The 24565-nt window shown below is 69.8% G+C and carries 22 protein-coding genes and 1 tRNA gene; 16 read left to right on the top strand and 7 right to left on the bottom strand.

Going from position 1 to position 24565, the window contains the following annotated elements:
* Positions 1 to 4: 4 nt before the first annotated feature.
* The 3 genes from prpB to IMT31_RS02805 are packed head-to-tail and all read right to left on the bottom strand — an operon-like array spanning position 5 to position 3119.
* Positions 5 to 925, bottom strand: a complete 921-nt coding sequence (prpB, locus tag IMT31_RS02815) for a methylisocitrate lyase (protein WP_345356279.1) — start codon at positions 923 to 925, stop codon at positions 5 to 7.
* Positions 925 to 2442, bottom strand: coding sequence for an MmgE/PrpD family protein (locus IMT31_RS02810; RefSeq protein ID WP_413543686.1), 1518 nt, complete (start codon positions 2440 to 2442; stop codon positions 925 to 927). The genes prpB and IMT31_RS02810 overlap by 1 nt, the downstream gene beginning before the upstream one ends.
* On the bottom strand, positions 2439 to 3119 hold the full coding sequence (locus IMT31_RS02805) for a GntR family transcriptional regulator (protein ID WP_345356285.1): 681 nt from the start codon (positions 3117 to 3119) through the stop codon (positions 2439 to 2441). Before IMT31_RS02805 ends, IMT31_RS02810 begins: the two co-directional genes overlap by 4 nt.
* Positions 3120 to 3271: 152 nt before the next feature.
* On the opposite strand from IMT31_RS02805, the gene IMT31_RS02800 reads away from it, so the two are divergent.
* Entirely contained in the window at positions 3272 to 5254 is a 1983-nt protein-coding gene (locus IMT31_RS02800; protein ID WP_413543685.1) for an AMP-binding protein, read from the top strand.
* Between the two features lie 10 nt (positions 5255 to 5264).
* Here the strand turns inward: IMT31_RS02800 and IMT31_RS02795 are convergent, their stop codons facing one another.
* Together IMT31_RS02795 and IMT31_RS02790 are read right to left on the bottom strand one after the other, a co-directional pair.
* A complete protein-coding gene (locus IMT31_RS02795; RefSeq protein ID WP_413543684.1) occupies positions 5265 to 5984 on the bottom strand; it encodes a response regulator in 720 nt (239 codons plus the stop codon).
* Positions 5974 to 7680, bottom strand: coding sequence for an ATP-binding protein (locus IMT31_RS02790; RefSeq protein ID WP_413543683.1), 1707 nt, complete (start codon positions 7678 to 7680; stop codon positions 5974 to 5976). The genes IMT31_RS02795 and IMT31_RS02790 overlap by 11 nt, the downstream gene beginning before the upstream one ends.
* Positions 7681 to 7826: 146 nt before the next feature.
* Between IMT31_RS02790 and IMT31_RS02785 the strand changes: the two genes are divergently transcribed.
* From IMT31_RS02785 to IMT31_RS02745, 9 genes are all read left to right on the top strand, one after another.
* Positions 7827 to 9281, top strand: a complete 1455-nt coding sequence (locus IMT31_RS02785; protein ID WP_413543682.1) for a cation:dicarboxylate symporter family transporter — start codon at positions 7827 to 7829, stop codon at positions 9279 to 9281.
* A 261-nt stretch (positions 9282 to 9542) separates the two neighbouring features.
* Positions 9543 to 10400, top strand: a complete 858-nt coding sequence (locus IMT31_RS02780) for an AAA family ATPase (RefSeq protein ID WP_345356708.1) — start codon at positions 9543 to 9545, stop codon at positions 10398 to 10400.
* Between the two features lie 53 nt (positions 10401 to 10453).
* Positions 10454 to 11332 carry a segregation and condensation protein A gene (locus tag IMT31_RS02775; RefSeq protein ID WP_413543681.1) on the top strand — a complete coding sequence of 293 codons (879 nt, stop codon included), beginning with the start codon at positions 10454 to 10456 and terminating at the stop codon, positions 11330 to 11332.
* Positions 11329 to 11943, top strand: coding sequence for an SMC-Scp complex subunit ScpB (gene scpB / locus IMT31_RS02770; RefSeq protein ID WP_413543680.1), 615 nt, complete (start codon positions 11329 to 11331; stop codon positions 11941 to 11943). Before IMT31_RS02775 ends, scpB begins: the two co-directional genes overlap by 4 nt.
* Before the next feature lie 142 nt (positions 11944 to 12085).
* Positions 12086 to 13063, top strand: a complete 978-nt coding sequence (locus IMT31_RS02765) for a pseudouridine synthase (RefSeq protein WP_345356302.1) — start codon at positions 12086 to 12088, stop codon at positions 13061 to 13063.
* A complete protein-coding gene (locus tag IMT31_RS02760; RefSeq protein ID WP_413543679.1) occupies positions 13063 to 14220 on the top strand; it encodes a prephenate dehydrogenase in 1158 nt (385 codons plus the stop codon). Before IMT31_RS02765 ends, IMT31_RS02760 begins: the two co-directional genes overlap by 1 nt.
* Positions 14221 to 14955, top strand: coding sequence for a (d)CMP kinase (gene cmk, locus IMT31_RS02755; RefSeq protein WP_345356307.1), 735 nt, complete (start codon positions 14221 to 14223; stop codon positions 14953 to 14955). It begins immediately after the preceding gene.
* Positions 14956 to 14993: 38 nt separating this feature from the next.
* Positions 14994 to 16514, top strand: a complete 1521-nt coding sequence (gene der, locus IMT31_RS02750) for a ribosome biogenesis GTPase Der (RefSeq protein WP_378109432.1) — start codon at positions 14994 to 14996, stop codon at positions 16512 to 16514.
* Positions 16515 to 16605: 91 nt separating this feature from the next.
* Positions 16606 to 16682 (top strand) — tRNA-Pro (locus IMT31_RS02745).
* A gap of 153 nt (positions 16683 to 16835) precedes the next feature.
* On the opposite strand, the gene IMT31_RS02740 is transcribed toward IMT31_RS02745, so the two are convergent.
* A complete protein-coding gene (locus IMT31_RS02740; protein WP_413543678.1) occupies positions 16836 to 18185 on the bottom strand; it encodes a tyrosine-type recombinase/integrase in 1350 nt (449 codons plus the stop codon).
* An 11-nt stretch (positions 18186 to 18196) separates the two neighbouring features.
* Positions 18197 to 18775 carry a hypothetical protein gene (locus tag IMT31_RS02735; protein ID WP_413543677.1) on the bottom strand — a complete coding sequence of 193 codons (579 nt, stop codon included), beginning with the start codon at positions 18773 to 18775 and terminating at the stop codon, positions 18197 to 18199.
* A 212-nt stretch (positions 18776 to 18987) separates the two neighbouring features.
* On the opposite strand from IMT31_RS02735, the gene IMT31_RS02730 reads away from it, so the two are divergent.
* From IMT31_RS02730 to IMT31_RS02705, 6 genes are all read left to right on the top strand, one after another.
* Positions 18988 to 19200, top strand: coding sequence for a helix-turn-helix domain-containing protein (locus IMT31_RS02730; protein WP_413543676.1), 213 nt, complete (start codon positions 18988 to 18990; stop codon positions 19198 to 19200).
* A 450-nt stretch (positions 19201 to 19650) separates the two neighbouring features.
* A complete protein-coding gene (locus IMT31_RS02725; protein WP_413543675.1) occupies positions 19651 to 19962 on the top strand; it encodes a hypothetical protein in 312 nt (103 codons plus the stop codon).
* Positions 19959 to 20267, top strand: coding sequence for a hypothetical protein (locus IMT31_RS02720; protein ID WP_413543674.1), 309 nt, complete (start codon positions 19959 to 19961; stop codon positions 20265 to 20267). Before IMT31_RS02725 ends, IMT31_RS02720 begins: the two co-directional genes overlap by 4 nt.
* On the top strand, positions 20264 to 22468 hold the full coding sequence (locus IMT31_RS02715; RefSeq protein ID WP_413543673.1) for an AAA family ATPase: 2205 nt from the start codon (positions 20264 to 20266) through the stop codon (positions 22466 to 22468). Before IMT31_RS02720 ends, IMT31_RS02715 begins: the two co-directional genes overlap by 4 nt.
* A 546-nt stretch (positions 22469 to 23014) precedes the next feature.
* The gene (locus IMT31_RS02710; RefSeq protein ID WP_413543672.1) at positions 23015 to 23305 is read left to right on the top strand and encodes a hypothetical protein; all 291 of its coding nucleotides are present in this window, start codon (positions 23015 to 23017) and stop codon (positions 23303 to 23305) included.
* Between the two features lie 119 nt (positions 23306 to 23424).
* The gene (locus IMT31_RS02705) at positions 23425 to 24510 is read left to right on the top strand and encodes a hypothetical protein (RefSeq protein WP_413543671.1); all 1086 of its coding nucleotides are present in this window, start codon (positions 23425 to 23427) and stop codon (positions 24508 to 24510) included.
* Positions 24511 to 24565 lie beyond the last annotated feature (55 nt).

Below are 24565 nucleotides of genomic sequence, written 5' to 3'. Positions count from 1 at the left end.
CCTTTCAGTTCGTGCCCAGTCCGGGCACCGAGAAGTTGAAGACCGTGGAATCGAAGCCGTTGTACCCCTCATAGTCCACCAGCTCGTACAGGCGTGACCTGGTCAGCATCTCACCGACGGCACCCTGCTGGGTACCCTCGGTGCGGAGGGTGGCCAGGGTCCGCTCCATGGCGCCGAGGGCCGAACGCAGCAGGGTGACCGGGTAGATCACCAGAGCCACGCCGGCTGCTGCCAACTGGTCCCGGGTGAACAGCTCGGACTTGCCGAACTCCGTCATGTTCGCCAGGACGGGGACGTCCACGGCGTTGCAGACCGCCTCGAACTCGGACAGGTCCTTCATGGCCTCCGGGAAGATGGCGTCCGCCCCGGCGTCCACGAGGGCCTTGGCCCGGTCCACCGCGGCCCGCAGCCCACCGGCCCCGTCCACGCCTCGGATGTCCGTGCGCGCCATGATCAGGAAGTTCTCATCCCGGCGGGCGCTCGCGGCCGCCGCCACCCGTTGGGTGGCGGTGGCCAGGTCCACCACGGACTTGTTGTCCAGGTGTCCGCACCGCTTGGGATTGACCTGGTCCTCGAGGTGGCAGCCGGCCAGTCCGGCGTTCTCGAGTTCCTGGATGGAGCGGGCCACGTTCATGGGCTCGCCGAACCCCGTGTCCGCGTCCACGATGGACGGCAGGTCCGTGACCCGGGCGATCTGCCCGGCCCGCTGGGCCACCTCGGTCAGCGTGGTCAGCCCGATGTCCGGCAGGGCCAGTTCGTTGGCCAGTACGGCACCCGAGATGTACAGCCCCTGGAACCCCTGCTCCGCCACCAGCGTGGCGGAGATGGGGGTGTAGGCCCCCGGGAACTGCACGGCGGCGCCTGGCTTCAGCAACTGGCGCAGCCGCACGCGCTTCTCTGCGGCGGTCAGCGTCGAGTACAGCATCAGAACAGTCCCTTCGGGGCGTCGGCCGGGTTGATGACACCGGGCTTGGCCAGGATGTTGAGCTGGTCCAGCTCGCCGGCGCCGAGGGAGGCGGTGCGGCGGGCGGCGTCCAGGAAGCGCTCCATCTCCTCGCCCGAGACGAGGCCCTCGGCCAGGGTGCAGAACTTGTGGATGTACTGCTCTCGGCCGAAGGGACGGGCGCCCAGCGGATGGGCATCAGCCACGGCGATCTCGTCCACGATCTGCCCGCCGTTGCGGGTGTTGATCAGCACGCGGCCGCCGAAGGCCTTCTCCGCGATGTCGAGAGAGTGGTAGCGGCGCGTCCACTCCGGGTCCTCCTGGGTGGTGACCTTCTGCCACAGCTTCACGGTGTCCGGGCGGCCTGCGCGTTCCGGGGCGTAGGAGTCCACGTGGTGCCAGGCGCCGTCCTGCAGGGCCACGGTGAAGATGTAGGGGATCGAGTGGTCCAGGGTCTCCCGGGATGCGGTCGGATCGTACTTCTGCGGGTCGTTGGCCCCGGACCCGATCACGTAGTGCGTGTGGTGGGAGGTGTGGATGACGATCGACTCGATGCTGTCCACGTCCCGCAGCTCGGGGTGTTCGCGGTGCAACTTGCGGGCCAGGTCGATCCACGCCTGGGCCTGGTACTCGGCCGAGTGCTCCTTGGTATAGGTGTCCAGGATGGCGCGCTTGGCCTCGCCGGCCTCCGGCAGCGGTACCGAGTAGCGGGCGTCCGGGCCGTCCAGCAGCCACGCGATGACGCCGTCCTCACCCTCGTAGATCGGCACGGGCGAGGTCTGGCCGCGCATCGAGCGGTCAGCGGCCTCCACGGCCATCTTGCCGGCGAAGGCGGGGGCGTGGGCCTTCCACGTGGAGATCTCGCCCTTGCGGGACTGGCGCGTGGCCGTCGTCGTGTGCAGCCCCTGACCCACGGCCTGGAAGATGGTCTCGGTGTCCAGGCCCAGCAGCGTGCCGATGCCGGCTGCCGCGGCAGGGCCCAGGTGCGCCACGTGGTCGATCTTGTGGGCGTGCAGGGAGATGGCCTTGACCAGGTCCACCTGCAGCTCGTACCCGGTGGCGATGCCGCGGATCAGGTCCGCGCCGGTGGACCCGGAGTGCTGGGCCACGGCCAGGATCGGCGGGATGTTGTCACCGGGGTGGGAGTACTCGGCCGCCAGGAACGTGTCGTGGTAGTCGAGTTCCCGGACGGCCACCCCATTGGCCCAGGCCGCCCACTCGGGGGAGACCCTCTCGGAGACGCCGAAGACGCCGGCTCCCCGGCCGCCCGGGGTGGGGCCGTGGGTGAGGGCCTGGGCGCGCGCGGACACGATGGGCCCGCGGTTCAGCGAGGCGATGGCCACCGAGGCGTTGTCGATGATCCGGTTGATGACCATCTCCTCCACCGCGGGCTCGATGGCCACGGGGTCGGCGGCCACCTCGGCCATCTTCCAGGCGAGCTGGTCCTGGCGGGGCAGGTTCTCTTCGGAACGGTAGACGCGGACGTCGTGGTTGATCATGGGGTCCTCTCCACAGCGTGGGTGTTCTGGTCGGTCGGCGGGATGGGGGTCTGGTGGGTCTGTAGGTGCGCCAGGGCGTGGTGAAGGTGAAGGGTGGTGGTGGCCGCGGCCAGCTCGGGGTTGCGCTGGGCCAGGGCGCGCGCGATGGCGCCGTGCTCCGTGGCCGAGGTGGAGAGCCGTGCCGGGTCATTGCGGGAGAAGCGGCGGAGCCGGTCCAGGTGCACCCGCAGGGATCTCAGGTGCTGGGCCAGGTAGGCGTTGGCACAGGCGGCGTCCACGGCGGCGTCCAGTTCGGTGGTCAACCGGTAGTACTCCTCCGGGTCCGCACCGCCGCGCAGCGGCTGGACGGCGGCGTCGAAGCGGGTGGCCAGAGCCGTGAAGACCTCTGGGTCGGCGTGTTCGGCGGCCCGGCGCGCGGCCAGGACCTCCAGCACCGTGCGCAGGTCGAACAGGTCATCGGCCTCGGCCAGGGAGACCTCGGTGACCACGGTCCCGCGGCCGCTGGACGGGGCCGCCAGCCCCTCGGCGACCAGCCGGCCGATGGCCTCACGCAACGGGGTGCGGGACAGTCCGAGGCGCTCGGACTGCTCGACCTCGCCCAGCAGGGACCCCGGCGGCAGGTGTCCGTCGATGATCTCCCGCCGCAGGGTCTGGTAGGCACGTTCACTGGCTCTCACCACTACAGCGTATACACAAATCGGTCGACGGGGGTGGCTCCGGGGTAAATCGGTGCGAGATCTTGTCATTTCGCCGCTTTCTTCCGGACTTGCGTATACATTCCGTGGCTTCGGGGGTTTACCGATGTGACGTGGACCATTAGGTTGGGCGCATGCCCGAGCAGAAATCACACGCCTCCGCCGCACCAGTCACCTATGCCTCTGTGTACCGGCGCTCCGTCGAGGATCCCGAGGGGTTCTGGCTGGAGGCGGCCTCCGCCATCGACTGGATCGAGTCGCCCACACGCGCCCTCGACGCCTCGTCCGCGCCCCTCTACCGGTGGTTCCCGGACGGCCGGATGAACACCGCGGCCAACTGCCTGGACCGGCACGTCGAGGCTGGCCACGGCGAGCGCACGGCCATCATCTACGACTCGGCGGTGCTGGGCACCGTGGAGCACATCAGCTATGCGGAGCTGACGGACCGGGTGGCCCGCTTCGCCGGGGTTCTGCGGGACCAGGGCGTGGGGGCGGGGGACCGCGTGGTGATCTACCTGCCGATGACGCCGGAGGCACACGTGGCCATGCTGGCCTGCGCCCGGGTCGGTGCCGTGCACTCCGTGGTCTTCGGTGGATTCGCCGCCAAGGAGCTGGCCGTGCGGATCGACGATGCCCGGCCGAGGGCGATCGTGACCTCCTCCGGGGGCATCGAGCCGAGCCGCCGGGTGGAGTACCTGCCGGCCGTGGCCGAGGCCGTCGACCTGGCCGAGCACACTGTCGGGGCGGTCATCGTCAGGCACCGCGAGGGATTCCAGACCTCGCTCCAGGACATGCCGGGAGACGGGCGTGCCGGTGTCGGGAATCCCGAGACCTCCGGGCAGGGGACCTCCTGGCTGGACTGGGACGAGGCCGTGTCCCGGGCCGAACCGGTGGAGCCGGTGGCGGTGGCGGCCACGGACCCGCTGTACATCCTCTACACCTCCGGGACCACGGGCGCTCCCAAGGGCGTGGTGCGGGATCACGGCGGCCATGCGGTGGCCCTGGCCTGGACCATGGCGAACATCTACGACGTCGGCCCCGGCCAGACGATGTTCACCGCCTCGGATGTCGGCTGGGTGGTGGGACACTCCTACATCGTCTACGCGCCCCTGCTCGTGGGGGCCACCACGGTGCTGTACGAGGGCAAGCCCGTGGGCACCCCGGACGCCGGCGCGTTCTGGCGGGTGGCGGCCCAGCACGGGGTGCGGTCACTGTTCACCGCACCCACGGCGCTGCGCGCCATCCGCAAGATGGACCCGGAGGGCGCCCTGGCGGCCGAGTATGACCTGTCCGGCCTGCGGACGCTGTTCGCGGCGGGGGAGCGGCTCGACCCGGAGACCCAGGGATGGATCGGAGAGTTGCTGGGCGTGCCCGTGGTGGACAACTGGTGGCAGACCGAGACCGGATGGCCGATCGGCGCCAACCCCGTGGGGCTCCAGTCGCTGCCGATCAAGACCGGATCCTGCACCGCCCCCTCGCCGGGCTACGCGGTGCGGATCCTGGATGGAGCCGGCCAGCCGGTGGAGGACGGCATGGAGGGCAACATCGCCCTGCGGCTGCCCCTGCCCCCGGGGACCCTGACCACCCTGTGGGGTGATGACCAGCGCTACGTCGACTCCTACCTCAGTGCCTTCGAGGGCCACTACGCGACCGGGGACTCCGGGCTGATCGATGAGGACGGCTACCTGTTCGTCATGGGCCGCACGGACGACGTCATCAACGTGGCCGGCCACCGGCTGTCCACCGGCGCGCTGGAACAGGCCCTCGCCACCCACCCGGCGGTGGCCGAGTGCGCCGTGATCGGGCTGGCGGATGCCCTCAAGGGCCAACGGGCCGCCGGCTACGTGGTGCTGAAGTCCGGGGTTTCGGTGGACGGCGAGGCGGGACTCGCGGCCCTTCAGGACGAGCTGCGCGCCGCGGTACGCTCCACGGTGGGAGCAGTGGCGGACTTCCGCCAGGTGGCCGTGGTGGAGGCGCTGCCGAAGACCCGTTCCGGCAAGATCCTGCGCAAGACCATGCGGCAGATGGCGGACGGAGAGCCGTACACGGTGCCGTCCACCATTGAGGACCGCTCCGTGCTGGACGCCCTGGAACCCGTCCTGCGCACCACGGGCTAGGTCGGATCCGCTAGGGCGAGGTCCCCGCCCAGCGGTATTCGTTCTCGGGTCTGCCCGGTGTTCCGTGTCGCGGGGCGCGCTCCACCAGCCCCCGGCGGTGGAGGTGCTCCAGGTAGCGGCGGGCCGTCACCCGGGAGGTCCCGACGGCGGCCCCCACCTCCCCGGCGCTGTGCCCCGCGCCGGGGTGGTCAGGGGACTGCAGCGCGGCGATGACGGCGGAGAGCGTGTCCTCCGTCAATCCCTTGGGCAGGTCGGAGGCCCCTCCGGCGTTGTGGTGCCGGAAGGCCCGGTCCACCTCCTCCTGGCTCGTGACGGAGCCGGTGCCGGACAACCCGCTGGAGAGTTCCCGCACGGAGCGGAGGCGCTCGGCGAACTCCGGGTAGCCGAAGGGCTTCACGAGGTACTGCACCACGCCCAGGGCCATGGCCTGGCGGATGGTCTCCATGTCCGTGGACGCGGTCATGGCCAGAACGGCCCCCGTGAAACCGGCCGAACGCATCCGGCGGAGCACCTCCAGGCCGTGCCCGTCCGGCAGATTCATGTCCAGCAGCACCAGGTCCACGCCGAAGGAACCGTGTTCGCGCCGTTGGGCGGACAGGAACCGCACCGCGTCGGCCAGTGTGCCGGAGCGGTGGACCAGGAGGTAGCCGCCGGCTCGGGACAGGTATTCCGCATAGGTGTCCGCGGTCAGTAATTCGTCCTCGACGATCAGCACCCGGTCAACGGTCATGACGGTCTCCTTCGGTCGCTCGGGCCGGCGGTGGTGTGGGCAACGGGAGTTCCACCGTCAGCACGGTGCCGGAGTCCAGGGCCAGCTCCACCGTCCCGCCCAGGCCGATGACCGTCTGGCGCACCAGGGCCAGTCCGAGGCCGCGGCCGGCCGGCCCAGCCGGCTTGGTGGAGTACCCCAGCTCGAACATGCGCTCTCGGTCCTCCGGGGCGGGGCCGGGGCCGCCGTCGGCCACCTGGAGGATCAACCACTCCGAGTCGGTGTGGGCCTCTACCTCCACCCAGCGGTCCGGGGCGCGGAGGGTGGGGTGCGCGGCGGCGTCGAGGGCGTTGTCCACCAGATTGCCCAGGATGGTCACGAGGTCCTGGGTGGAGAACCCGGTGGGAGAGTCCAGCTCGAGGCGGTAGTCCATCCGGACCCCGCGCTCGCGGGCCTGCGCGGCCTTGGCGGCCAGCAGCGCCTGGACGGCCGGCTCGCCCGTGGGCCCCAGCGGGCCGGGCTGGGCCGCTGCGGCGGGCCCGGCGGGTCCGGTGCCGGCGGCAACACCCGTGGTCAGCAGGCCACGGGCCTCGTCCAGGCGACCGAGCTCCAGCAGGGACAGCACCGTGTGGAGACGGTTGCCGTGTTCATGGGTCTGGGCGCGGAGGGCATCCGTCAGGGACTGCGTGATCTCCAGCTGCCGGTTCATGTCCTGGACCTCGGTGCGGTCGTAGAGCGTGACCACGGTGCCCGATCCGCTGACCGCACGGGAGCCGGTGGACCGGGTGGGGTGCTGGTTGACCACCAGGATCCGGCCGGGCACGGTGAAGAGTTCGTCCCGGGCGTCCCGTCCGGAGACCATCAGCCCCGCCAGCGGTTCGGGCAGGTCCAGGTCCGCCAAGCGGGTGACGCCCGGCTCGCCGCGGACGGTCCTTCCGAGCGGCGGCAGGGACAGCAGCTCCGCCGCCCGATCGTTGTACAGCTTGAGCTCCCCGTCCCTGCCGACCAGCACCATGCCCTCGCTCACGTTGTGCAGGGCCGTGTCCAGCAACGCGAAGCGGTGGGCCAGTTCCTCGGGGCCGAGCCCATGGGTGGTGCGGTCGAGGTAGCGTCCCACCAGGGCAGCCCCCAGCAGACCCAGGAGGGCGATCAGGCCCATGCCCAGGAACAGGCGGGGGATCTGTGCCGCCACCGCGATGTCGAGTTCCGGGACCCGGTGGCCCACGCCGACGATGCCCACCACCTCGGTGCCCTCACCGGCCGGGGCGAGTACGGGGACGAGGGCCCGCAGGGACAGTCCGGCGGGCCCCGTGGCCACGGTGTCCACCTGGTCCCGGCCGGCCAGGACCTCCGTGAGGTCGTCCGGATAGCGGGTCCCGTTCTGGGCCGGGTCGCGGTGGGCCACTCGGGAGTAGTCGGTGCCGAAGAACGTCACCCAGTCCACCTCGGCCTGAGCGGCCAGCTCGGTGGTGAGCGGCTGCAGCGCCGCGGTGGGGTCCTCCGCGACGAACCCCTCCCGGATCCGGTCCTCGCCGGCGATCAGGTGGGCCGTGGCCAGGACGTTGCCGCGTTCCACGGCGTAGACGGTCTGGTGGGTCTGGGCATAGCTGAACGCCGCGAGGATCACGGTGATGATCAGCAGGCCGATCAGGTGGGCCACCGCGAGCCGTCGGGCGATGCTCCACGGAGGCCTGGGGGTGCGTACCGTGCGATCCACCGTGCCCCCGCCTCCTCGCTGCTGTACCCGCTCTGTGTTCCACCGTGAACTTTATGACCGCAAGGTGACCTGAGGCACAGCTGGTGGTGATGATCGTCGCAACCCCATTGACCGAGGGCCGACGGCCCCACTGTAGAGGACGAGACATGACCCAGCACACGCAGCGAAGCATTGACCGCGAGGGCCCGGTGAAGAAGAAGGACCGCACCCATTGGCTCTACATCATGGTGATCGCCTCGGTGATCCTCGGGGCCGCCGTCGGGCTGTTGTTCCCGGAGTTCGGGAAGTCACTCAAGCCCCTGGGGGACGGCTTCGTCTCCCTGATCAAGATGATGATCGGCCCGGTGATCTTCTGCACCATCGTGCTGGGGATCGGGTCCATCGCCAAGGCGGCCACCGTGGGCAAGGTGGGCGGATTGGCCCTGCTCTACTTCATGACCATGTCCACCTTCGCCCTCGGGATCGGCCTGGTGGTCGGCAACCTGGTGCATCCGGGCGAGGGGCTGGCCCTGACCCCGTATGACCCGGAGGCCGCGCAGGCCGACATGGACCCCACCGTGGCGTTCCTGCTGGACATCATCCCGGGATCCGTGCCCGTGCTGCCGGTGTTGTTCGTGGCCCTGCTCGTCGGCTTCGCCCTGCAGGGGATGGGGGAGTCCGGCAAGCCGCTGCTCAAGGGCCTGACCCTGATCCAGGGCGTGGTGTTCCGCATCCTGATGATGATCATGTGGATTGCCCCCGTCGGTGCCTTCGGTGCCATTGCGGCCGTGGTGGGCTCCACCGGCTGGTCTGCGATCGGTGCCATGGCCCTGTTGATGGGCGCCTTCTACGCCACCTGCATCGTCTTCATCGTGGTGGTCCTGGGCGGACTGCTGAAGCTGGTGACGGGAGTGAGCATCTTCAAGCTCATGAAGTACCTGGCACGCGAGTACCTGTTGATCTTCGCCACCTCCTCCTCGGAATCGGCCCTGCCCCGTCTCATCGCCAAGATGGAGCACGTCGGTGTGCACAAGTCCGTGGTCGGTGTGACCGTCCCCACCGGGTACTCCTTCAACCTGGACGGCACGGCCATCTACCTGACCATGGCCGCGCTCTTCGTCTCCAACGCCATGGGGCTCGAGATGAACCTGGGTGAGCAGATCGGTCTGCTGGTGTTCATGATCATCGCCTCCAAGGGCGCCGCCGGCGTGACCGGTGCCGGTCTGGCTACCCTGGCCGCCGGGCTGCAGGCCCACCAGCCGCAGCTGCTCGGAGGTATGGGCGTGATCGTGGGGATCGACAAGTTCATGTCCGAGGCCCGCGCCCTGACGAATTTCACCGGCAATGCGGTGGCCACGGTGCTCATCGGCCGATGGGTCGGTGAGTTCGACCCGGCACAGGCCGAGCGGGTGCTCTCCGGCCAGGACGTCTTCGACGAGGAGATGGTCGTCAACCACGGCCTCGACGACGGCGGGACGCCGGACGGTGCGGCATCTGACGGGGAGAGCCGCACGCTCGATCCGGGGGTCTCGCCCACTGCGGCGGAGCAGGCCTTCGAGGGCCACCCGGAATCGAGCCTGAACGTCCCGGACGATCTGGAGCCGGCCGGTCAGTCCCGCTGACCCGGCCCCTGGCCGCGGCAACGCCCTCGGCGCCGCGCTGCGGCGCCGAGGGTGTCCTACACCTTCAGCCTGCGGTTGAACGTCAAGGCTCGCCGGGCATGGCACAGAATTTTCTGCGCGGACGTCGATTCGGACTAGGGTGTATCCATGCCGCAGCAGCTTGCGTTGTTCAGCGTGGGTGAGCTCACGGTACGGCGGACACATGGACCAACGGCAGGAGACGGCAGCATCGTGAACCAGGAAGAGCCCACGCCAGTCCTCATGATCACCGGTGACCCGGTCATCGGACCGACGGGACGGCCCAAGCATGATTTCCCGGAGCCGGTGCAGCTGGACGCCCACGGTCCCGCCCGCGTGATCTCCATGGTCAATCAGAAGGGCGGGGTGGGCAAGACCACCTCCACCATCAACCTCGGCGCGGCGCTGGCCAGTTACGGCCGCAAGGTGCTCATGGTGGACTTCGATCCCCAGGGTGCCCTGTCCGCTGGCCTCGGCGTGAGTCCCCACGAGCTGGACACCACCGTCTACAACGTCATGATGGAACGGTCCGTGACGACCCAGGACGCCATCGTGGCCACCGAGTTCGAGAACATCGACCTGCTGCCGGCCAACATCGACCTCTCCGCCGCGGAGGTCCAGCTCGTCAACGAGGTGGCCCGCGAGCAGGTCCTGGAGCGCTCGCTGCGGAAGGTCCGGGATGACTATGACGTCATCCTGGTGGACTGCCAGCCCTCCCTCGGCCTGCTGACGGTCAATGCGCTGACCGCCTCCCACGGTGTGATCATTCCGCTGACGGCGGAGTTCTTCGCCCTGCGCGCGGTGGCGCTGCTCGTGGAGACCATCGAGAAGATCCAGGACCGGATCAATCCGGATCTGGAGATCGACGGGGTGCTGGCCACCATGTTCGACGCCCGGACCCTGCACTCCAAGGAGGTCGTGGGGCGCCTCGTGGAGGCCTTCGGGGACCGCGTCTTCGAGACGGTGATCAAGCGCTCCATCAAGTTCGCCGACGCCACGGTGGCGGCCGAGCCCATGACGACGTTCGCCCAGAACCACGAGGGTGCCAAGGCCTACCGCACGCTGGCCCGCGAGCTGATCTGGCGCGGCGGAGCGCCGTGACCCCACGCGCCGGGGCGTCCGCCCCGGCGCCCCGCAGGGGGCAGGAGGGGGAGTTGTCCGCAGACCTGACGGCAGGTCTGGACGGGGACGAGGGGGGCCCGTCCGGCTTCTCCGTCTCACTGAGGAACTTCGCCGGCCCCTTCGACCTGCTGCTGTCCCTGATCGCGCGCCGCCAACTGGACATCACCGAGGTGGCCCTGGCCGAGGTCACAGACGAGTTCATCGCCTATGTCACCGGGCTCCGGGACCCGGAGGGCGCCCCGGACGTCCACGACCTCGACGCACTGGAGGCCTCCAGCGCCTTCCTCGTGGTGGCAGCCACCCTGCTCGACCTCAAGACCGCCCGACTGCTTCCCTCCGGGGCCTCGGACGCCGAGGAGGACGTGGCCCTGCTTGAGGCCCGTGACCTGCTCTTCGCCCGGCTGCTCCAGTACAAGGCCTTCCGGGACATCTCCGCGCTCATGAGCCAGCGGATGCAGACCGAGTCCCGCCGCCACCCGCGGCAGACCACGCTGGACCCGCGGTTCGCCTCGGTGCTCCCGGAGCTCGTGTGGACCTTGAGTCCCGAGCAGTTCGGCGCGCTCGCCGAGGAGGTGCTGGGCCGGCCCGCTCGCCAGCCCGAGCAGGTCGGGCTGGCCCACCTGCATGCCCCGGCCGTCTCCGTCCGGGAGCAGAGTGGACTGCTGGCCGCGCGGCTGCGGCAGGCCGGGCGGCTCACCTTCAGCGAGCTGGTGTCCGACGCCGGCTCCACCCTGGTGGTCGTGGCCCGGTTCCTGGCGCTGTTGGAGATGTTCCGTGACCGGGCGGTCACCTTCGACCAACAGATCCCCCTGGGCGACCTCGTGGTCCGGTGGGACCCGGAGGCGCCGGACGAACTGCCGGAGGCCAGCGTGGAGTGGGACCACGAACCAGACCGAGAGGACGAGTCATGAGCGGCGCTCCCGCCCCGGAGCCCGGGGAAGAGGCCTCACTGCGTGAGCAGCTCGAGGCCGTCCTGATGGTGGTGGACGAACCGGTGACCGTGGCGCAGCTGGCTGAGGCGACCGGTGGGGACCACGCCGCAGTGGCCGCGGGGCTCCGCGGCCTGGCCGGGGACTATGACGGGCAGGCCGGCACGCTGCGGCGGGGCTTCGAGCTGCGCGAGTTGGCGGGCGGGTGGCGCATCTACTCACGGCCCGCCCACGCTGACGTGGTGGAGCGGTTCGTGGTGGAGGGCCAGACGGCGCGATTGACCCAGGCGGCCCTGGAGACACTGGCCGTGGTGGCCTACCTGCAGCCGGTCACGCGGTCCAGGGTGGCGGGGATCCGCGGCGTGAACTCGGACTCCGTCATGCGCACGCTCGTCAGCCGGGGCCTGGTGGCGGAGTCCGGCACGGATCCCCACACCGGGGCGGTGCTGTACGAGACCACCGGCCACCTGCTGGAGACCCTGGGCATCGGCAGCCTGCAGGAGCTGCCCAAGCTCTCCGCCCACCTGCCGGGGCTGTCCGAGCTGGGTGACCTGGCCTCCACGGACGAGGCGTTCCGTGCCAGCGGCCTGTGAGGCGCAGCCCTCGCCTTGACACCTCGGATATGATGGACTGTTGCTGACCACCCGGTTCAGACCCCTCCACACGTGCGGGCAGCCGGCCAGCACTCTTCACCCCCCCTACACATGCCGTGAGGCGCTGGAAGGACGATGTCACATGAACGATCGCAACCCGCAGGGCAGGAAGCCGGCTGGACGCAAGCCGAACAGGCAGAACAAGCCGCAGCCCAAGGGCGGCCAGAAGCCGGCCCGCCAACACGGGACGCCACGCCCCGGCCAGAAGGGCGGCCCCTTCCGTTCCGACGCTCAGGAGGGCTATGACCGCAACCTCGGCGCGGCCCGCACGCCGCAGCGTCCCAATCGCGCCAAGCGCGAGCAGAACTTCTCCACGGTCCACGATCCCGAGGGGGTGCGCCTGCAGAAGATCATGGCCTCTGCCGGCGTGGCCTCCCGCCGAGTGTGCGAGGACCTCATCGCGGAGGGCCGCGTGGAGGTGGACGGCAAGGTCGTGACCGAGACCGGCGTCCGGGTGGATCCGGAGCAGGTGGTCATCCACGTGGACGGTATCCGCCTCCAGCTGGACACCACCCTGCGGTACTACGCCTTCAACAAGCCGCGCGGCGTGGTCTCCACCATGGACGACCCGGAGGGCCGCACCTGCATCTCCGACTACCTGAGGAAGGGCAAGGTCAATGCGGCCCGCCTCTTCCATGTGGGCCGCCTCGACAGCGAGACCGAGGGCCTGCTGCTGCTGACCAATGACGGCGAGCTGGCCAACCGGCTGACCCACCCGAGCTTCGAGATCCCCAAGACCTACCTGGTGCAGGTCCCCGGGCCCATGGCCAAGGGCGTGGGCGCTCAGCTCAAGGAGGGCATGCAGCTCGAGGACGGCTTCGCCCAGGTCGACTCGTTCAAGCTGGTGGACTCCACCCCGGGCCACGTGCTCGTGGAGGTGGTCCTGCACTCCGGCCGGAACCGGATCGTGCGCAGGATGTTCAAGGAGGTCGGGTACCCGGTCGAGCGGTTGGTCCGCGTGAAGTTCGGCCCCATCAGCCTCGGCGACCAGAAGCAGGGCACCATCCGTCAGCTCAGCCATCAGGAGATGGGCCACATCATGGCCGCGGTGAGCCTGTGATGGCTCCCCGGGGCCTTCCGGAACCCGTCCTGATCCGCGGCACGGGGCTGCTCGGCACCTCGATCGGCCTGGGCCTGCGCGCCGCCGGGGCGGACGTGTTCCTGGCCGACCCCTCGCCCTCGGCACAGGCGGTGGCCGAGGACATCGGCGCGGGTCGGCCCTTCCCCGGTGATCTGGTCGAGACGCCCGGAGCGGTGGCCTCCGGCACGACGCCGGCTCGGACCACCACGATGCCCGGCACCGTGGTGGTGGCCTCGCCCCCGGACGTGACCGGACAGGTGGTCATCGACTCGCTGCTGAGGTTCCCCGGTGCCGTGGTGCTGGACATCGCCTCCGTGAAGGGGGAGATCCAGCGCCAGGTGCAGGCCGGCGTCGTGGACGGAATCCTCACCGAGGCGCAGGCCCAACGCTATGTGGGCACCCATCCCATGGCCGGCCGGGAACGTTCCGGCCCCGTGGCGGCCCGCGGACAATTGTTCACGGCGGCCCCCTGGGTGGTCTGTGCGGGGCCGGAGACCGCTCCGGAGGCCGTGGTGGCCGCCGAGGAGATCGCCCGCACCCTGGGTGCCACCGTTCACCGGATGGGGGCCGAGGACCATGATGCCTCCGTGGCCCTGATCTCCCACCTGCCGCAGATCGCCGCCTCGCTGGTCTCCTCTCGGTTGCAGGAGACCCCGGCCGCCTCCCTGGCGCTCTCCGGCAACGGGTTGCGGGACACCACCCGGATCGCCGCCTCCGATCCCCAGCTGTGGGTGCAGATCCTGGCGGCCAACGCCCCGGACATCCTGCAGATCCTCTACGGGGTGCGGGAGGACCTGGACCGGCTGATCGTCACCATGGAGGATCCCACCGCACCCGGTGCGCGGTTGGACATCGCCCAGCTGATGGCCGAGGGCAACGCCGGGCATGCCCGGATCCCGGGCAAGCACGGCGCCCCGCCGCAGGCCTTCGCCGTGGTGACCGTGATCGTGGACGACACCCCCGGGCAGATCTCGGCCGTCCTGCAGGACGTGGGGCAGGCCGGGGTCAACGTGGAGGATCTGCGCATGGACCACTCCGCCGGCCACGAGGTCGGCATGTTGGAGATCTCCGTGCTGCCGGGACGCAAACAGGAACTGACGGACGCGCTGAGCGCGCGGGGATGGAAGGTGGTCTGAATGGCCGGCAGCACAACACCGCAGGACGCTGACGCTCGGCTGGTGGTCGCGGTGGACGGCCCGTCCGGTTCAGGGAAGTCCTCGGTCTCCCGGGAGATCGCCCGCCGCCTCGGCGCCGTCTACCTGGACACCGGTGCCATGTACCGAGCCGTGGCCTGGCACTGTCAGCACCAGGGCGTCCTGGATGATCCGGAGGCCGTGGTCGCCGCCGTGCAGGACATCGACCTGGTGCTCTCCGTTGACCCGGACCTCGAGCGCGTGGTGGTGGGGACGGAGGACATCACCGAAGCCATCCGCGAGCCCGGCATCTCCGCCGTCGTGTCCGTGGTGGCCACCAACCGGGCGGTGCGGGAACTGCTCGTGGCCCGCCAACGGGCTGAGATCGAGTCCCACCGCCGGATCGTGGCCGAGGGCAGGGACATCACCACGGTGGTGGCCCCGGACGCCGACGCGCGGATCCTGCTGACGGCTTCCGCCGAAGCCCGCACGGCCCGCCGTTCTGCCCAGATGGGCGGAACCGTGGAGGCCGGTGCCCTGGCCGAGCAGGTCTCGGGGCGGGACGCCAAGGACTCCACGGTGGTGGACTTCATGACACCGGCCGACGGGGTCGGCCTGGTGGACTCCACCGAACTCGACTTGCCGGCGACCATCGAGGCCATGCTGGCCGAGGTGGAGCGCCAACACACTGTGAACCACATGAACCACTCGAACCACCCGGAAGGGGACCGCGCATGAGCACCGAGGACCGTGCAGGACGGGACGCCGGAGCACCGATGGCCGAGGAGGGCACGGAGTACGTGCCCTCGGGCGAGGACCAGATCGACGAGCGGCTGGCCGAGCTCTCGGACGAGGAGGCCCAGCAGCGGGCCGAGGCCCTGCTCGCCGGGCTCGAGGACTATGAGCTCGACGAGGAGGACGCCGCCCTGCTGGGCGGCTGGAACCAGGACGAGGTCGAGCCGCAGGACCGGCCGGCCCCGCCGGTGCTGGCCGTGGTGGGCCGCCCGAATGTGGGCAAGTCCACCCTCGTCAACCGCATCATCGGCCGCCGTGAGGCCGTGGTGGAAGATGTCCCCGGCGTGACGCGGGACCGCGTCAGCTACGAGGCGGAGTGGGGCGGCAAGGTCTTCACCGTGGTGGACACCGGAGGCTGGGAGCACGATGCCAGGGGCATCCACCAGCGGGTGGCCGAACAGGCTGAGCGCGCCGTGGACGTGGCGGACGCCGTGCTGTTCGTGGTGGACGCCACGGTGGGTGCCACCTCCACGGACGAGGCCGTCGTCAAGTTGTTGCGCCGCAAGGGCCGCCCGGTGGTCCTGGTGGCCAACAAGGTGGATGACATCTCCCAGGAGGCCGACGCGGCCAGCCTGTGGGGGCTGGGACTGGGCCAGCCGTTCCCCGTCTCTGCCGTGCACGGCCGAGGCACCGGTGACCTGCTCGACGCCGCCATGGAGGCGCTGCCCGAGGTCACCGAGTTCGGGGGACTCATCCCGCGGGGCGGGCCGCGCCGCGTGGCCCTGCTAGGCCGTCCCAACGTGGGCAAATCGTCCCTGCTGAACCAGTTGGCGGGCTCGCACCGCGTGGTGGTGGATGACACGGCCGGGACCACCCGTGACCCGGTGGACGAGCTCGTGGAGCTCGGCGGGCGCCTCTGGCGCTTCGTGGACACCGCCGGCATTCGCCGCCGCCAGCACATGGCCCACGGCTCCGACTACTACGCCTCCCTGCGGACCCAGTCCGCCCTGGACAAGGCCGAGGTGGCCGTGGTGCTGCTGGAGTCCTCCGAGGTGGTCTCCGAGCAGGATGTGCGCATACTCCAACTCGTGTTGGACTCGGGACGTGCCCTCGTGTTGGCGTTCAACAAGTGGGACCTGATGGACGAGGACCGCCGCACCTACCTGGAGCGGGAGATTGACCGGGACCTGGCCCACGTGCAGTGGGCGCCCCGCGTCAACCTCTCGGCGAAGACCGGCTGGCACAAGGACCGCCTGGTGCCTGCCCTGGACCGGGCCCTGTCCTCCTGGGACACCCGCATCCCCACGGGCAAGCTCAACGCATTCCTCGGCGAGCTCGTGGCGGCCCACCCGCACCCGGTGCGCGGCGGCAAGCAGCCCCGCATCCTGTTCGCCACCCAACCGTCCACCCAGCCGCCGAGGATCGTGCTGTTCACCACCGGCTTCCTCGACCCGGGGTACCGGCGGTTCATCATCCGACGTCTGCGGGAGACCTTCGGCTTCGAGGGCTCGCCCATCGAGCTGGGCATGCGGGTGCGGGAGAAGCGCGCGCGCAGGCGCTGATCCCGCAGCCTGCGGACGGGTGCCGGTCATCGGCACCCGTCCGCATGCTGTACAGTTGACTGGTGGATTGATCCGGTGAGGATCGGTTCCACGGGCTATGGCGCAGCTTGGTAGCGCGCTTCACTGGGGGTGAAGAGGTCGTGGGTTCAAATCCCGCTAGCCCGACCACATCGACTAACTGAATACCGGCCTTTGACTAGGCCAAACACGCTGAAAGGCCCCAACCCGACTAGTCCCGGGCTGGGGCCTTTCTTTGTCCCTCTCACAAGGGCTCTCACAATCGGCGGAAAGTCTCCGGCGTCTAGTCCAACGCCGGTGTACTCACGCCGTGGCGGGGACGCTGGCCCTTGCCAGAGCGGCGGCTGCTGCCGCGATGCCGGATGAACCGGAGTCGGGCAGGTAAGTGGATAGGTGGACCTCAACCGTGTGCCCGAGGAGCGCGGCGGCATCGGCGGGCGCTACACCGATCTGATGCAACCAGAAGGCCAGCGAGTGCCGGACGCTGTGCAACCGGATCTCCGGCACCCCGGCTGCTCTGCAGAGCCGCTGGAAGGCATCGGAGTAGCTTTCCGGGAGCGGCGGGCGGCCGAGAGCATCCACGACCACGAGGCCGGTATCGTGCCATGCGTTCCCAGCCCGCAACCTGTCCTCGGCCTGTCGGGCGCGTAGCGCACGGACCAGGGCCATCGTGCCCGGGTGGATCACCTCGACGGGGATGGTCCGGCGACGAGACGAGGACTTCGGGGCATCCACCACGGAAGTGCCACTATCGCTGATGAGCTGCACCCGACCTTGACGGATCGTGACCGTCCCGGCCTCCATGTCCACGTCCTCCCACCGGAGGCCCATCACGTCAGCACGCGTCATGCCCGAGAGGGTCAGCCGCCATGCGGCGGCGAGCGGGTGGCGGTCGGCCACGGAACGAAACCGAAGCAGTTCGGTGGACTGCCAGTGTTCCAACGCCCGGCCTACGGTCTTCACGTGTCGGGGGCGCTTGACGCCCTTGGAGACGTTCCGGTCCACGAGACCATCCGTGACGGCGTGGTCCAGCACCATCGACAGCCGCCCGAGAGACGACCTGACAGAGCGCGCCGTGAGCGGGCCGCCGTCGGGCTTCGCCTTGGTCGGCGCGGCCCCGTATTCGGAGAGCCACGCGACCAGCTCGCGGACCTCGGCGGCGGTCACCTCGGAGATAGGGCGGTCACCCAAGCGCCGGAGCACCGGGCGGAGCTGGTGCCGGTAACCGTCAAGCGTCACGGCTCGGATGTCCACGCGGCTGGCTAGGTAGCGCTCGGCTACCTGCGCCACGGTGACGCCGACCGTCGGTGCGTAGCCTCCGGAGGTGGCCACCTCGGAGCGGACCTGTTCGACCCATGCGCGGGCCTCGGCCAGCGTCGCCGCCGTCTTGGTGGCCTGCTTTCGCTTGGAGCTCCCGGCTGCGGTTGCATCCACGACGGCGCGGAACCTGACACCCCGGGCGGAGTCCACGCGGCGGATGGGTTCATTCCACGCGGGGCAGTCGCTGCAGGTGTAGCCGACGACCTGCCCGTCCTGGTGGATCGGTTCCCAGCCCTTGCGGACGTTCCCCCGGGCGGTGCCGCACGTCGGGCACCGTTTCAGGGCGTCGGCGGGCAACGCCCGGCGCGAGCCTGTGTGGGTTGATGTGCTCATTTCTCTTTTTCTCATTTCATTTTCCGATCCGGCGAAATAGGTTCGCCGGTAGTTTTTCCGAGGTCCGTGCGCCGCCCTTGCCGCTGAGCGGGCCACGGGAGGTCCGGCCGCTGGCGGCGGGCGTTGCGGACCCATCGGTCTATGTTCTTCACTGCGGTGCCGTAGTGACGCGCGAGTTCCTGCCGATGCATTCCGCGATCTTTCATGAGCCGTGCCAGCTCTTCCGGTTCTGGCGGTCCCTCGCTGCCGTCGAACCGAACGCCGCCCGGGGGAGTGAACACCAGCGTTCCCACCTCGGTCCCGTGCTGTGCTTGGACCTGCTCGAATACGGCGCGGCGGATGCGTTCCACCGGCACGCGTCGCAATGCGTTTTCGTCGATCCCTGAGCCACGGCTGACCGTTTCCAGATGGTCCAGCTTGCCGCGCTGGTCGATGGTGGCCCTGTAGGTGGTGTTCCGGTAGTGGTCGTGGATCTCGGCCCCGGGGACGGCCGGGCGCTCCAGTAGCGCGTGGTCCAGCAGGGAGCGCAATAGTGCGGCATCCACAGTGGCGGTGGTCGCCTCGGGGTTGCTGTCCAGCTCGGCGAGCATGGCCGAGAGGTCGCCCCGCCTCGGCATCGGTGGCTCGGGGTTGTCGTCGTCCTCGGGTCGCTCCCACGAGGTCACGGACCAGTCGTGGTGGATAGGTGTCATCATAAGTGCTCACATTAGCGCCTTGAATAGTGCTCAGTCAAGAGGGCAGGATGAAATCAGACGGTCCAAACGGGGCCGAAAGAGAGCCGCACTGAACCGAAGGGATCGGCATGAGCACCGCCACCGAAGAGACCACCTCGACCACCACGCCTGAGCCCGTTCTACGGGTTCGCGATGTAGCGGAACACCTGGACTGCGGGACTGACAGCGTTTACCAGCTCATCGCCGCCGGGAACCTGCGGGCAATCCGGGTGGGCCGCGTCATCCGCGTGCCTGAGTCCGCACTGGCCGAGTTCATCGCCGGTGGAACGGGGCGGCGCTAGGCCGCCGCCGAAGACAGAAAAGCGGCCCCGCACGGAGCACGTGCGAGGCCGCCAGAGGACCGAGGAGGGTCCAACCATGAAGACAGCACCATTCTACGCGGCCGAGCGCGAACCACGCATGGACGCGGACACCGTGGCGGCCGATGACCAGCTCAGAGCCGCCTACGGCGAGCTGTACCCGGGCAGTGCTCGACGTATCCGGGCGCGTCTGGCGGAGGCTGAGCTAACCGGCCCCAAGGGCAAGCCGCCGCCCCGGTCGGGTCCGGTCATACATCTGTCGTGCTTCACCTGTGGTCGGCGTCGGAAACGACGATGGCAGGCCGCACCGCCGGGAACACCCCGGCAACTGAATGAACCGCTGGCGGTAGGGCCGGGTTCTCTCCCAAGTACACGGGCGAGGGCTCGGCTCTCTGCTTTTCCGGCCACCGACAACGACAAGAGGACACGACCGTGACGACCATTCCGACCGGAGGCACCACCCAGCGACTGGAGAAGGTGTTGCTCGGCGATCTGGCGGCCATGCCCGCCGACTCCCTGCAGGTGTTGACGTGGCTTCACGACTACGGCCCGTTGACGCTGGAGCAGCTGGCCCGATGCATGGCCCGGCATCGGTACATGCCCGGGGGCCCGCTGGAACAGCACGTTCTGCTTGATCTGAACGCCGCCAACGGCCACTGGACCTATGAGGGCGGCCGGTTCCACCTGTTCGCCGTCACTCGGTCCCTGCTGACCGAGTCTCTGGAGGCGGTGGAGGCCCGATGACCGCCGCGAGCCTGCACACCCCGGAACAGGCCGACGTGCTGGCCCGGCTGCAGAAGCTCCCAGATGATGCCCGTGAGGTGGTGCTCGGCATCTATCGCCACGGAGCATCCGATTGGGCCGGACTGGTGGCCTTTCACGGCGACGAGGCGGCGACCTTCGCGGACGTGAGCACGGCGCGGGGCTTTCTGGACTACTGCCCGGAGTCTGGCCGCGTGGACCTGAAACCCGCCGTCCGTGCTGTGTTGGCGGACCGACTGCGGCCGCTTCGTGCGCACAACGACCATCAGAAGGAAGTAGACCGATGACCGCCACGGAAGACAGGGCCAACGATGCGCCCGCTCTGGACCTCACCGCCCGGGTAGCTGACGCTGCGGTGTGGCTGGAGGAGTTCCACGGGCATGACGACGGTGGCCGCCTGCGACTGGCCGAGAACACCGCCGAAGGGTGGGAGGAGTACGCCCGAGGCGTGCCCCTGTTCCGTCCCGATCTGGACCACGCGCAGGCCGTGCAAGACGTGGCCCGGCAGCTGGTCACCCTGTCTGATCTGGTGGACATATACGCCTGCCCCTACGCCCACGCTCGGACCCGCGAGAAGGGCGGTGCGGCTGCCCGTCGGCATTCCCACGCCGACGTAGACGGTCCGCTAGATCTGGGCCGCGTGCGGTTCCTCGGCGCTATGGCCGTCGCCTCGGGCTCAGCGTCGGCCGACGGACGGCCACATGGGCACGTGTACGTGCGACTGGACCGGCCCGTGACCGTGGCAGAGCACACGGCACTGTGTGTGGCCCTCGGAGGGTTCCTCGGCCCGGACGCCGACCCGTCAAAGGTAGGGGACGCCGACGTGCTGCGCCCAGCCGGGACCGTGAACCACAAGAGCGGCGCAGTCCACCCGGTGCGGTGGCTGGTCCGCCCCGAGGCGGACGGCGTGCGCACGTGGGAGCCGGACGCTCTGGCACGCGTGCTCGGTGTGCCGTGGCCCGTGGCCCAGGAGTTGGAGGCTGTGGCCGACGACGATGCGCTGACGAGCGTGGACGCAGCCGCCACGGCCTCGGTCCCGTGTGGGCACGCATACGAGGCGGCGGTGATCCGAGGAATCACTAATGACCTGGATGCCTCGGCAGCGTGGCCCGAGGGACACAAGGACGGCCACGGAGACGAGGGGCGCGGGTGGGAGAAGCTGCAGGCGGACGCGGCGCTACGCCTCTCCCGGCTGGCGCTGGCGGACTGGTCCGCGCTCACGCTGACTGAGGCGCGTGGGCTCTTCGACCACCACGCACCGACCGGCGGCCAGTGGACGACCGCCAAGCGTGCGGCCAAGTGGGAGGCGCAGCACAGCCGTGCCCTGAGGAAAGGCCCGCTGACCCTGCCAGCTGGTCACGACATCGCAGAGGTGGCTGTGACGGGGACGGCCGCCACGGCAACCGAGGAAACGACTGTGACAGCTGCGGCCGATCCGTCTGGAAACGCTGACGAGTCAGCCGCGCGGGCCGTTGCCGGGCGGTTCCCGCTGCTGGATCTGGCCGCGCTGGTGGACCCTGAGCGCCCGCCACGGCCGTGGTTCTGGGAACAGATCGTGCCGGAGGGCGAACACGTTTCGCTGGTGGCTCCGGCCGGGGTGGGTAAGTCGTTGCTGGTGCTGGCCCTGTCAGTCGCCGCTGCCCGAGGCTCTGGGGAGTTCATCGGCCGTGCCGTGACTCTCGAGGATGACGCCCGGGTGTTGTACGTGGACATGGAGAACAGCGAGGACGACTTTGCCGAACGGCTGGTTTCCCTCGGGGTCTCTCCGGGCAACGTGGCGGAGCTGCAGGAGCGCCTGCTGGTGCTGTCCATGCCCGAGCTTCGTGGGCTGGACACGACCGAGGGAGCGGCGCAGCTGCGGGCGGTGCTGGACCACTACGGCATCGGCCGGGGTGACCTGCTGGTGCTCGACTCAACCCAGCGGGTGACGCAGGGCGAGGAGAACAGCAACGACACGATGCGCAACCTCTACAACCTGACCTCGGCTGAGCTCAAGCGGCGTCGGTTGACGGTGATCCGCACCGACAACACCGGCAAGGACTCCGACAAGGGAGCCCGGGGAGCCTCGGCCAAGCGTGACGACGTGGGCGCGTCGTGGCTGCTGCGGCCGGATGAGAAGCGGCCCGAGGTGTTCTCCCTGGTGTCCGCCAAGCGCCGTAGTGCGCCGGGCACCGGACGTGGGGCGCTGGTGTTCCGCCGCCATGTGGGACAGGACGGCCTGCTGCGCTTCGACCTGGCGGCCACCGACGACGGCACACCGTCCTACGGGGATCTGCTGAGCGAGGCCCGGGCGCTGCTGGACGCGCTTGGCGTGGATGGCGAGGCGGGCGTGCATGTGGCGTGGGAGACGGTCAAGACCGCCCGTGCCAGGGCCGAGGCCAAGGGGGAGCAGTTCCCGGAGTGGGCCAAGCGCGATCTGATCCGCCGGGCACAGAACGGGCGCGGCTATGAGGTGGAAGTGACGACCGGAGGAGGGGGTGCGCCATGACCGCCACGGAGGACACGGAACACGGGGCCAGGCCTGTGGATAACCCTGTGGATAAGGTGTGCCGGATTGCTCGGCACAGCACACCTGCTCGGCACAGCGTTTCGGGGTGTGCCGACCCTTTCGGCACAGCTCGGCACAGCTTGCGTGAAAACCGCGAGATTCCGGGGCTAAATGCTGTGCCGACAACCTCGGCACAGCTTGGCACAGCCGCCTCGGCGGTGACTGCAGAAGGGGTGTGCCGCCGTAGCCGCACCCCTAAGGGGGCGGCACGGCGCACAGCCCGCACACCCGGCCCGGTATCTGGCACGGGTGGAGTAGTCGGGAGACGGGACGGAGCGACGGCGGGGAGTGTCGGCGTCACCTCGGGGTCGCCTCTGTGGGTGCCACGTGCGGCCCTGTTGGTGAGGGCGTTCTCAATAACGACAAACGACGCGCGCCCGTGGTGGACCCGACTTGACAACCGCTCACCCAGCCAATCGAAACGCGGACGGTGGAAGACGTGACCGAATCAACCTCCACGACCACGACGACAGACAGGAAGAACTGATGGCAATGCAACGACATGACCAAGGCGTGAAGAAGCGCCGCACCCGCCAGCTGGCTGAGGGGCACCGGATGACCCAGCGCCAGCTACGGGCGCGGCACCGGGCCGAGCGGGAGGCCGAGCGGTTCGCCGCCGACTGGCACGGCACCACGTCCCACCCCAACAGCTCGGGACGCCCCGGCCAACCGGCCCCGCCCAACCGCGCAACCCGCCGGGCGGCCGAACGGGCGACTGGCCCCGCTGGGCAGGCCGCCCGAGCCGGTGACCGACGGCACGAAATGGTCCGCACCTGATCTGCGGTCAAGCGGGTTTGCCGCGTTCGACCTAGTCAAACGCCATATCGACCGAACTTCTCACAGAAACACTCACAGACTGGCCGCAAACGGCCGAAAGTCACCCGATGGAGGACACTATGAACACCGAACCGACGACCGACGCCACGCCGACCACGGCCGACGCCACCACGACCACCGCCACCGCACCTCTACCCGCAGGGCACCTCGCGTGCCGGTCGTGCGGCGTGGCGGTGCGCAAGACGGCCAGCGCCCGCCCTCACGCGGCGTCGATCATCGGCCGCGACGGGGCCAGCATGTCGGTGCCCCTCGCTCCCGGCCAGCGGCCCCGGCCCGTGCCGACGGTCAAGGTGCTGAAGTGCGCCGACTGCACCGACCGGGAGGAGTACGCAGCCCGTCTACTGGCGGACCACCCCCGCGCCGCCTACGCGCTCGGCGGTGGGGCGGCCCTGCACCGGCTGGGAGCGGTACTGGACGCGCTCGCGGCCACCGGCCGCCCGATGCCGGACCGGGACAGCCTGACCTCACCTGAGCTGGTCGCTCTGGCACGGAATCTCACGGCCCCGGGCGTGGCCCTGCAGTGGGTGACGCGTTTCTCCCCCGTCGTGGTGAAGGGTGCGGAGCTGGCCACCTGCGCCGCCTACCCGTGGGCGCACATGGACGAGGACCGGCGCAGCGGTGCCCGGTCCGGCTACGCTGCCGTGCTGGCCGAGCGCATCGCCGCCAAGTCCGGCCCGGTGGAGCTGTCCCCGCCGCCGGTGGACGGCGCGACCCGCGAGACGGTCACGGCTCCGGGGTGCCTGCTGTGCGGCGTCGGAACCGTCAACATCGACGCCCGGCAGGTGGTGGCCCTCGGAGGTCGGGAGGTGGCCGCCGGGAAGGTCTGGCGGCCTCGGGCCGTCACGGCAGGTGCCCTCGGAGGACGCCGCCGGTCACGGGACGAGGTGCGCGGCCACGTGTGCCCGCCGTGCGCGGACGCCTTGGACACCGTGGGGGCGCTCGGCGTGACGGCGATGGAGCGCGCCCTGCGCCTGCACCTGACCGCGACCGGGCGCAAAGAGGCTGCCCGGAACGTGAAGGAGGGCGAGACCTTCGGTCTGGTCGGCTTCTCCGAGCTGGTGTTCCGCGCCCACCTGACCGGCCAGCACCGCCCGGCTGCGAACGGTGAGCCGTGGGACCACGTGAAGATCGGAGACGACCGGTGAGCGGCGGCGAACACCACAGCTACGGAACGTCCAAGTGGGGCGGGGCCAACGGCCC

The organism is Citricoccus nitrophenolicus (genome assembly GCF_047305825.1).
In the GTDB taxonomy this organism is placed as follows: domain Bacteria; phylum Actinomycetota; class Actinomycetes; order Actinomycetales; family Micrococcaceae; genus Citricoccus; species Citricoccus nitrophenolicus.
The sequence above is the reverse complement of the archived record's forward strand: the minus strand, read 5'-3'. Positions and strand labels throughout refer to the sequence as shown.

Excerpts from the sequence above, each read along its gene's own strand:
- prpB (WP_345356279.1), bottom strand. The coding sequence starts at position 925 with ATGCTGTACTCGACGCTGACCGCCGCAGAGAAGCGCGTGCGGCTGCGC.
- IMT31_RS02810 (WP_413543686.1), bottom strand. The coding sequence starts at position 2,442 with ATGATCAACCACGACGTCCGCGTCTACCGTTCCGAAGAGAACCTGCCC.
- IMT31_RS02800 (WP_413543685.1), top strand. The coding sequence starts at position 3,272 with ATGCCCGAGCAGAAATCACACGCCTCCGCCGCACCAGTCACCTATGCC.
- IMT31_RS02795 (WP_413543684.1), bottom strand. The coding sequence starts at position 5,984 with ATGACCGTTGACCGGGTGCTGATCGTCGAGGACGAATTACTGACCGCG.
- IMT31_RS02785 (WP_413543682.1), top strand. The coding sequence starts at position 7,827 with ATGACCCAGCACACGCAGCGAAGCATTGACCGCGAGGGCCCGGTGAAG.
- IMT31_RS02780 (WP_345356708.1), top strand. The coding sequence starts at position 9,543 with ATGATCACCGGTGACCCGGTCATCGGACCGACGGGACGGCCCAAGCAT.
- scpB (WP_413543680.1), top strand. The coding sequence starts at position 11,329 with ATGAGCGGCGCTCCCGCCCCGGAGCCCGGGGAAGAGGCCTCACTGCGT.
- IMT31_RS02765 (WP_345356302.1), top strand. The coding sequence starts at position 12,086 with ATGAACGATCGCAACCCGCAGGGCAGGAAGCCGGCTGGACGCAAGCCG.
- IMT31_RS02760 (WP_413543679.1), top strand. The coding sequence starts at position 13,063 with ATGGCTCCCCGGGGCCTTCCGGAACCCGTCCTGATCCGCGGCACGGGG.
- cmk (WP_345356307.1), top strand. The coding sequence starts at position 14,221 with ATGGCCGGCAGCACAACACCGCAGGACGCTGACGCTCGGCTGGTGGTC.
- der (WP_378109432.1), top strand. The coding sequence starts at position 14,994 with ATGGCCGAGGAGGGCACGGAGTACGTGCCCTCGGGCGAGGACCAGATC.
- IMT31_RS02740 (WP_413543678.1), bottom strand. The coding sequence starts at position 18,185 with ATGAGCACATCAACCCACACAGGCTCGCGCCGGGCGTTGCCCGCCGAC.
- IMT31_RS02735 (WP_413543677.1), bottom strand. The coding sequence starts at position 18,775 with ATGCTCGCCGAGCTGGACAGCAACCCCGAGGCGACCACCGCCACTGTG.
- IMT31_RS02730 (WP_413543676.1), top strand. The coding sequence starts at position 18,988 with ATGAGCACCGCCACCGAAGAGACCACCTCGACCACCACGCCTGAGCCC.
- IMT31_RS02720 (WP_413543674.1), top strand. The coding sequence starts at position 19,959 with ATGACCGCCGCGAGCCTGCACACCCCGGAACAGGCCGACGTGCTGGCC.
- IMT31_RS02715 (WP_413543673.1), top strand. The coding sequence starts at position 20,264 with ATGACCGCCACGGAAGACAGGGCCAACGATGCGCCCGCTCTGGACCTC.
- IMT31_RS02710 (WP_413543672.1), top strand. The coding sequence starts at position 23,015 with ATGGCAATGCAACGACATGACCAAGGCGTGAAGAAGCGCCGCACCCGC.
- IMT31_RS02705 (WP_413543671.1), top strand. The coding sequence starts at position 23,425 with ATGAACACCGAACCGACGACCGACGCCACGCCGACCACGGCCGACGCC.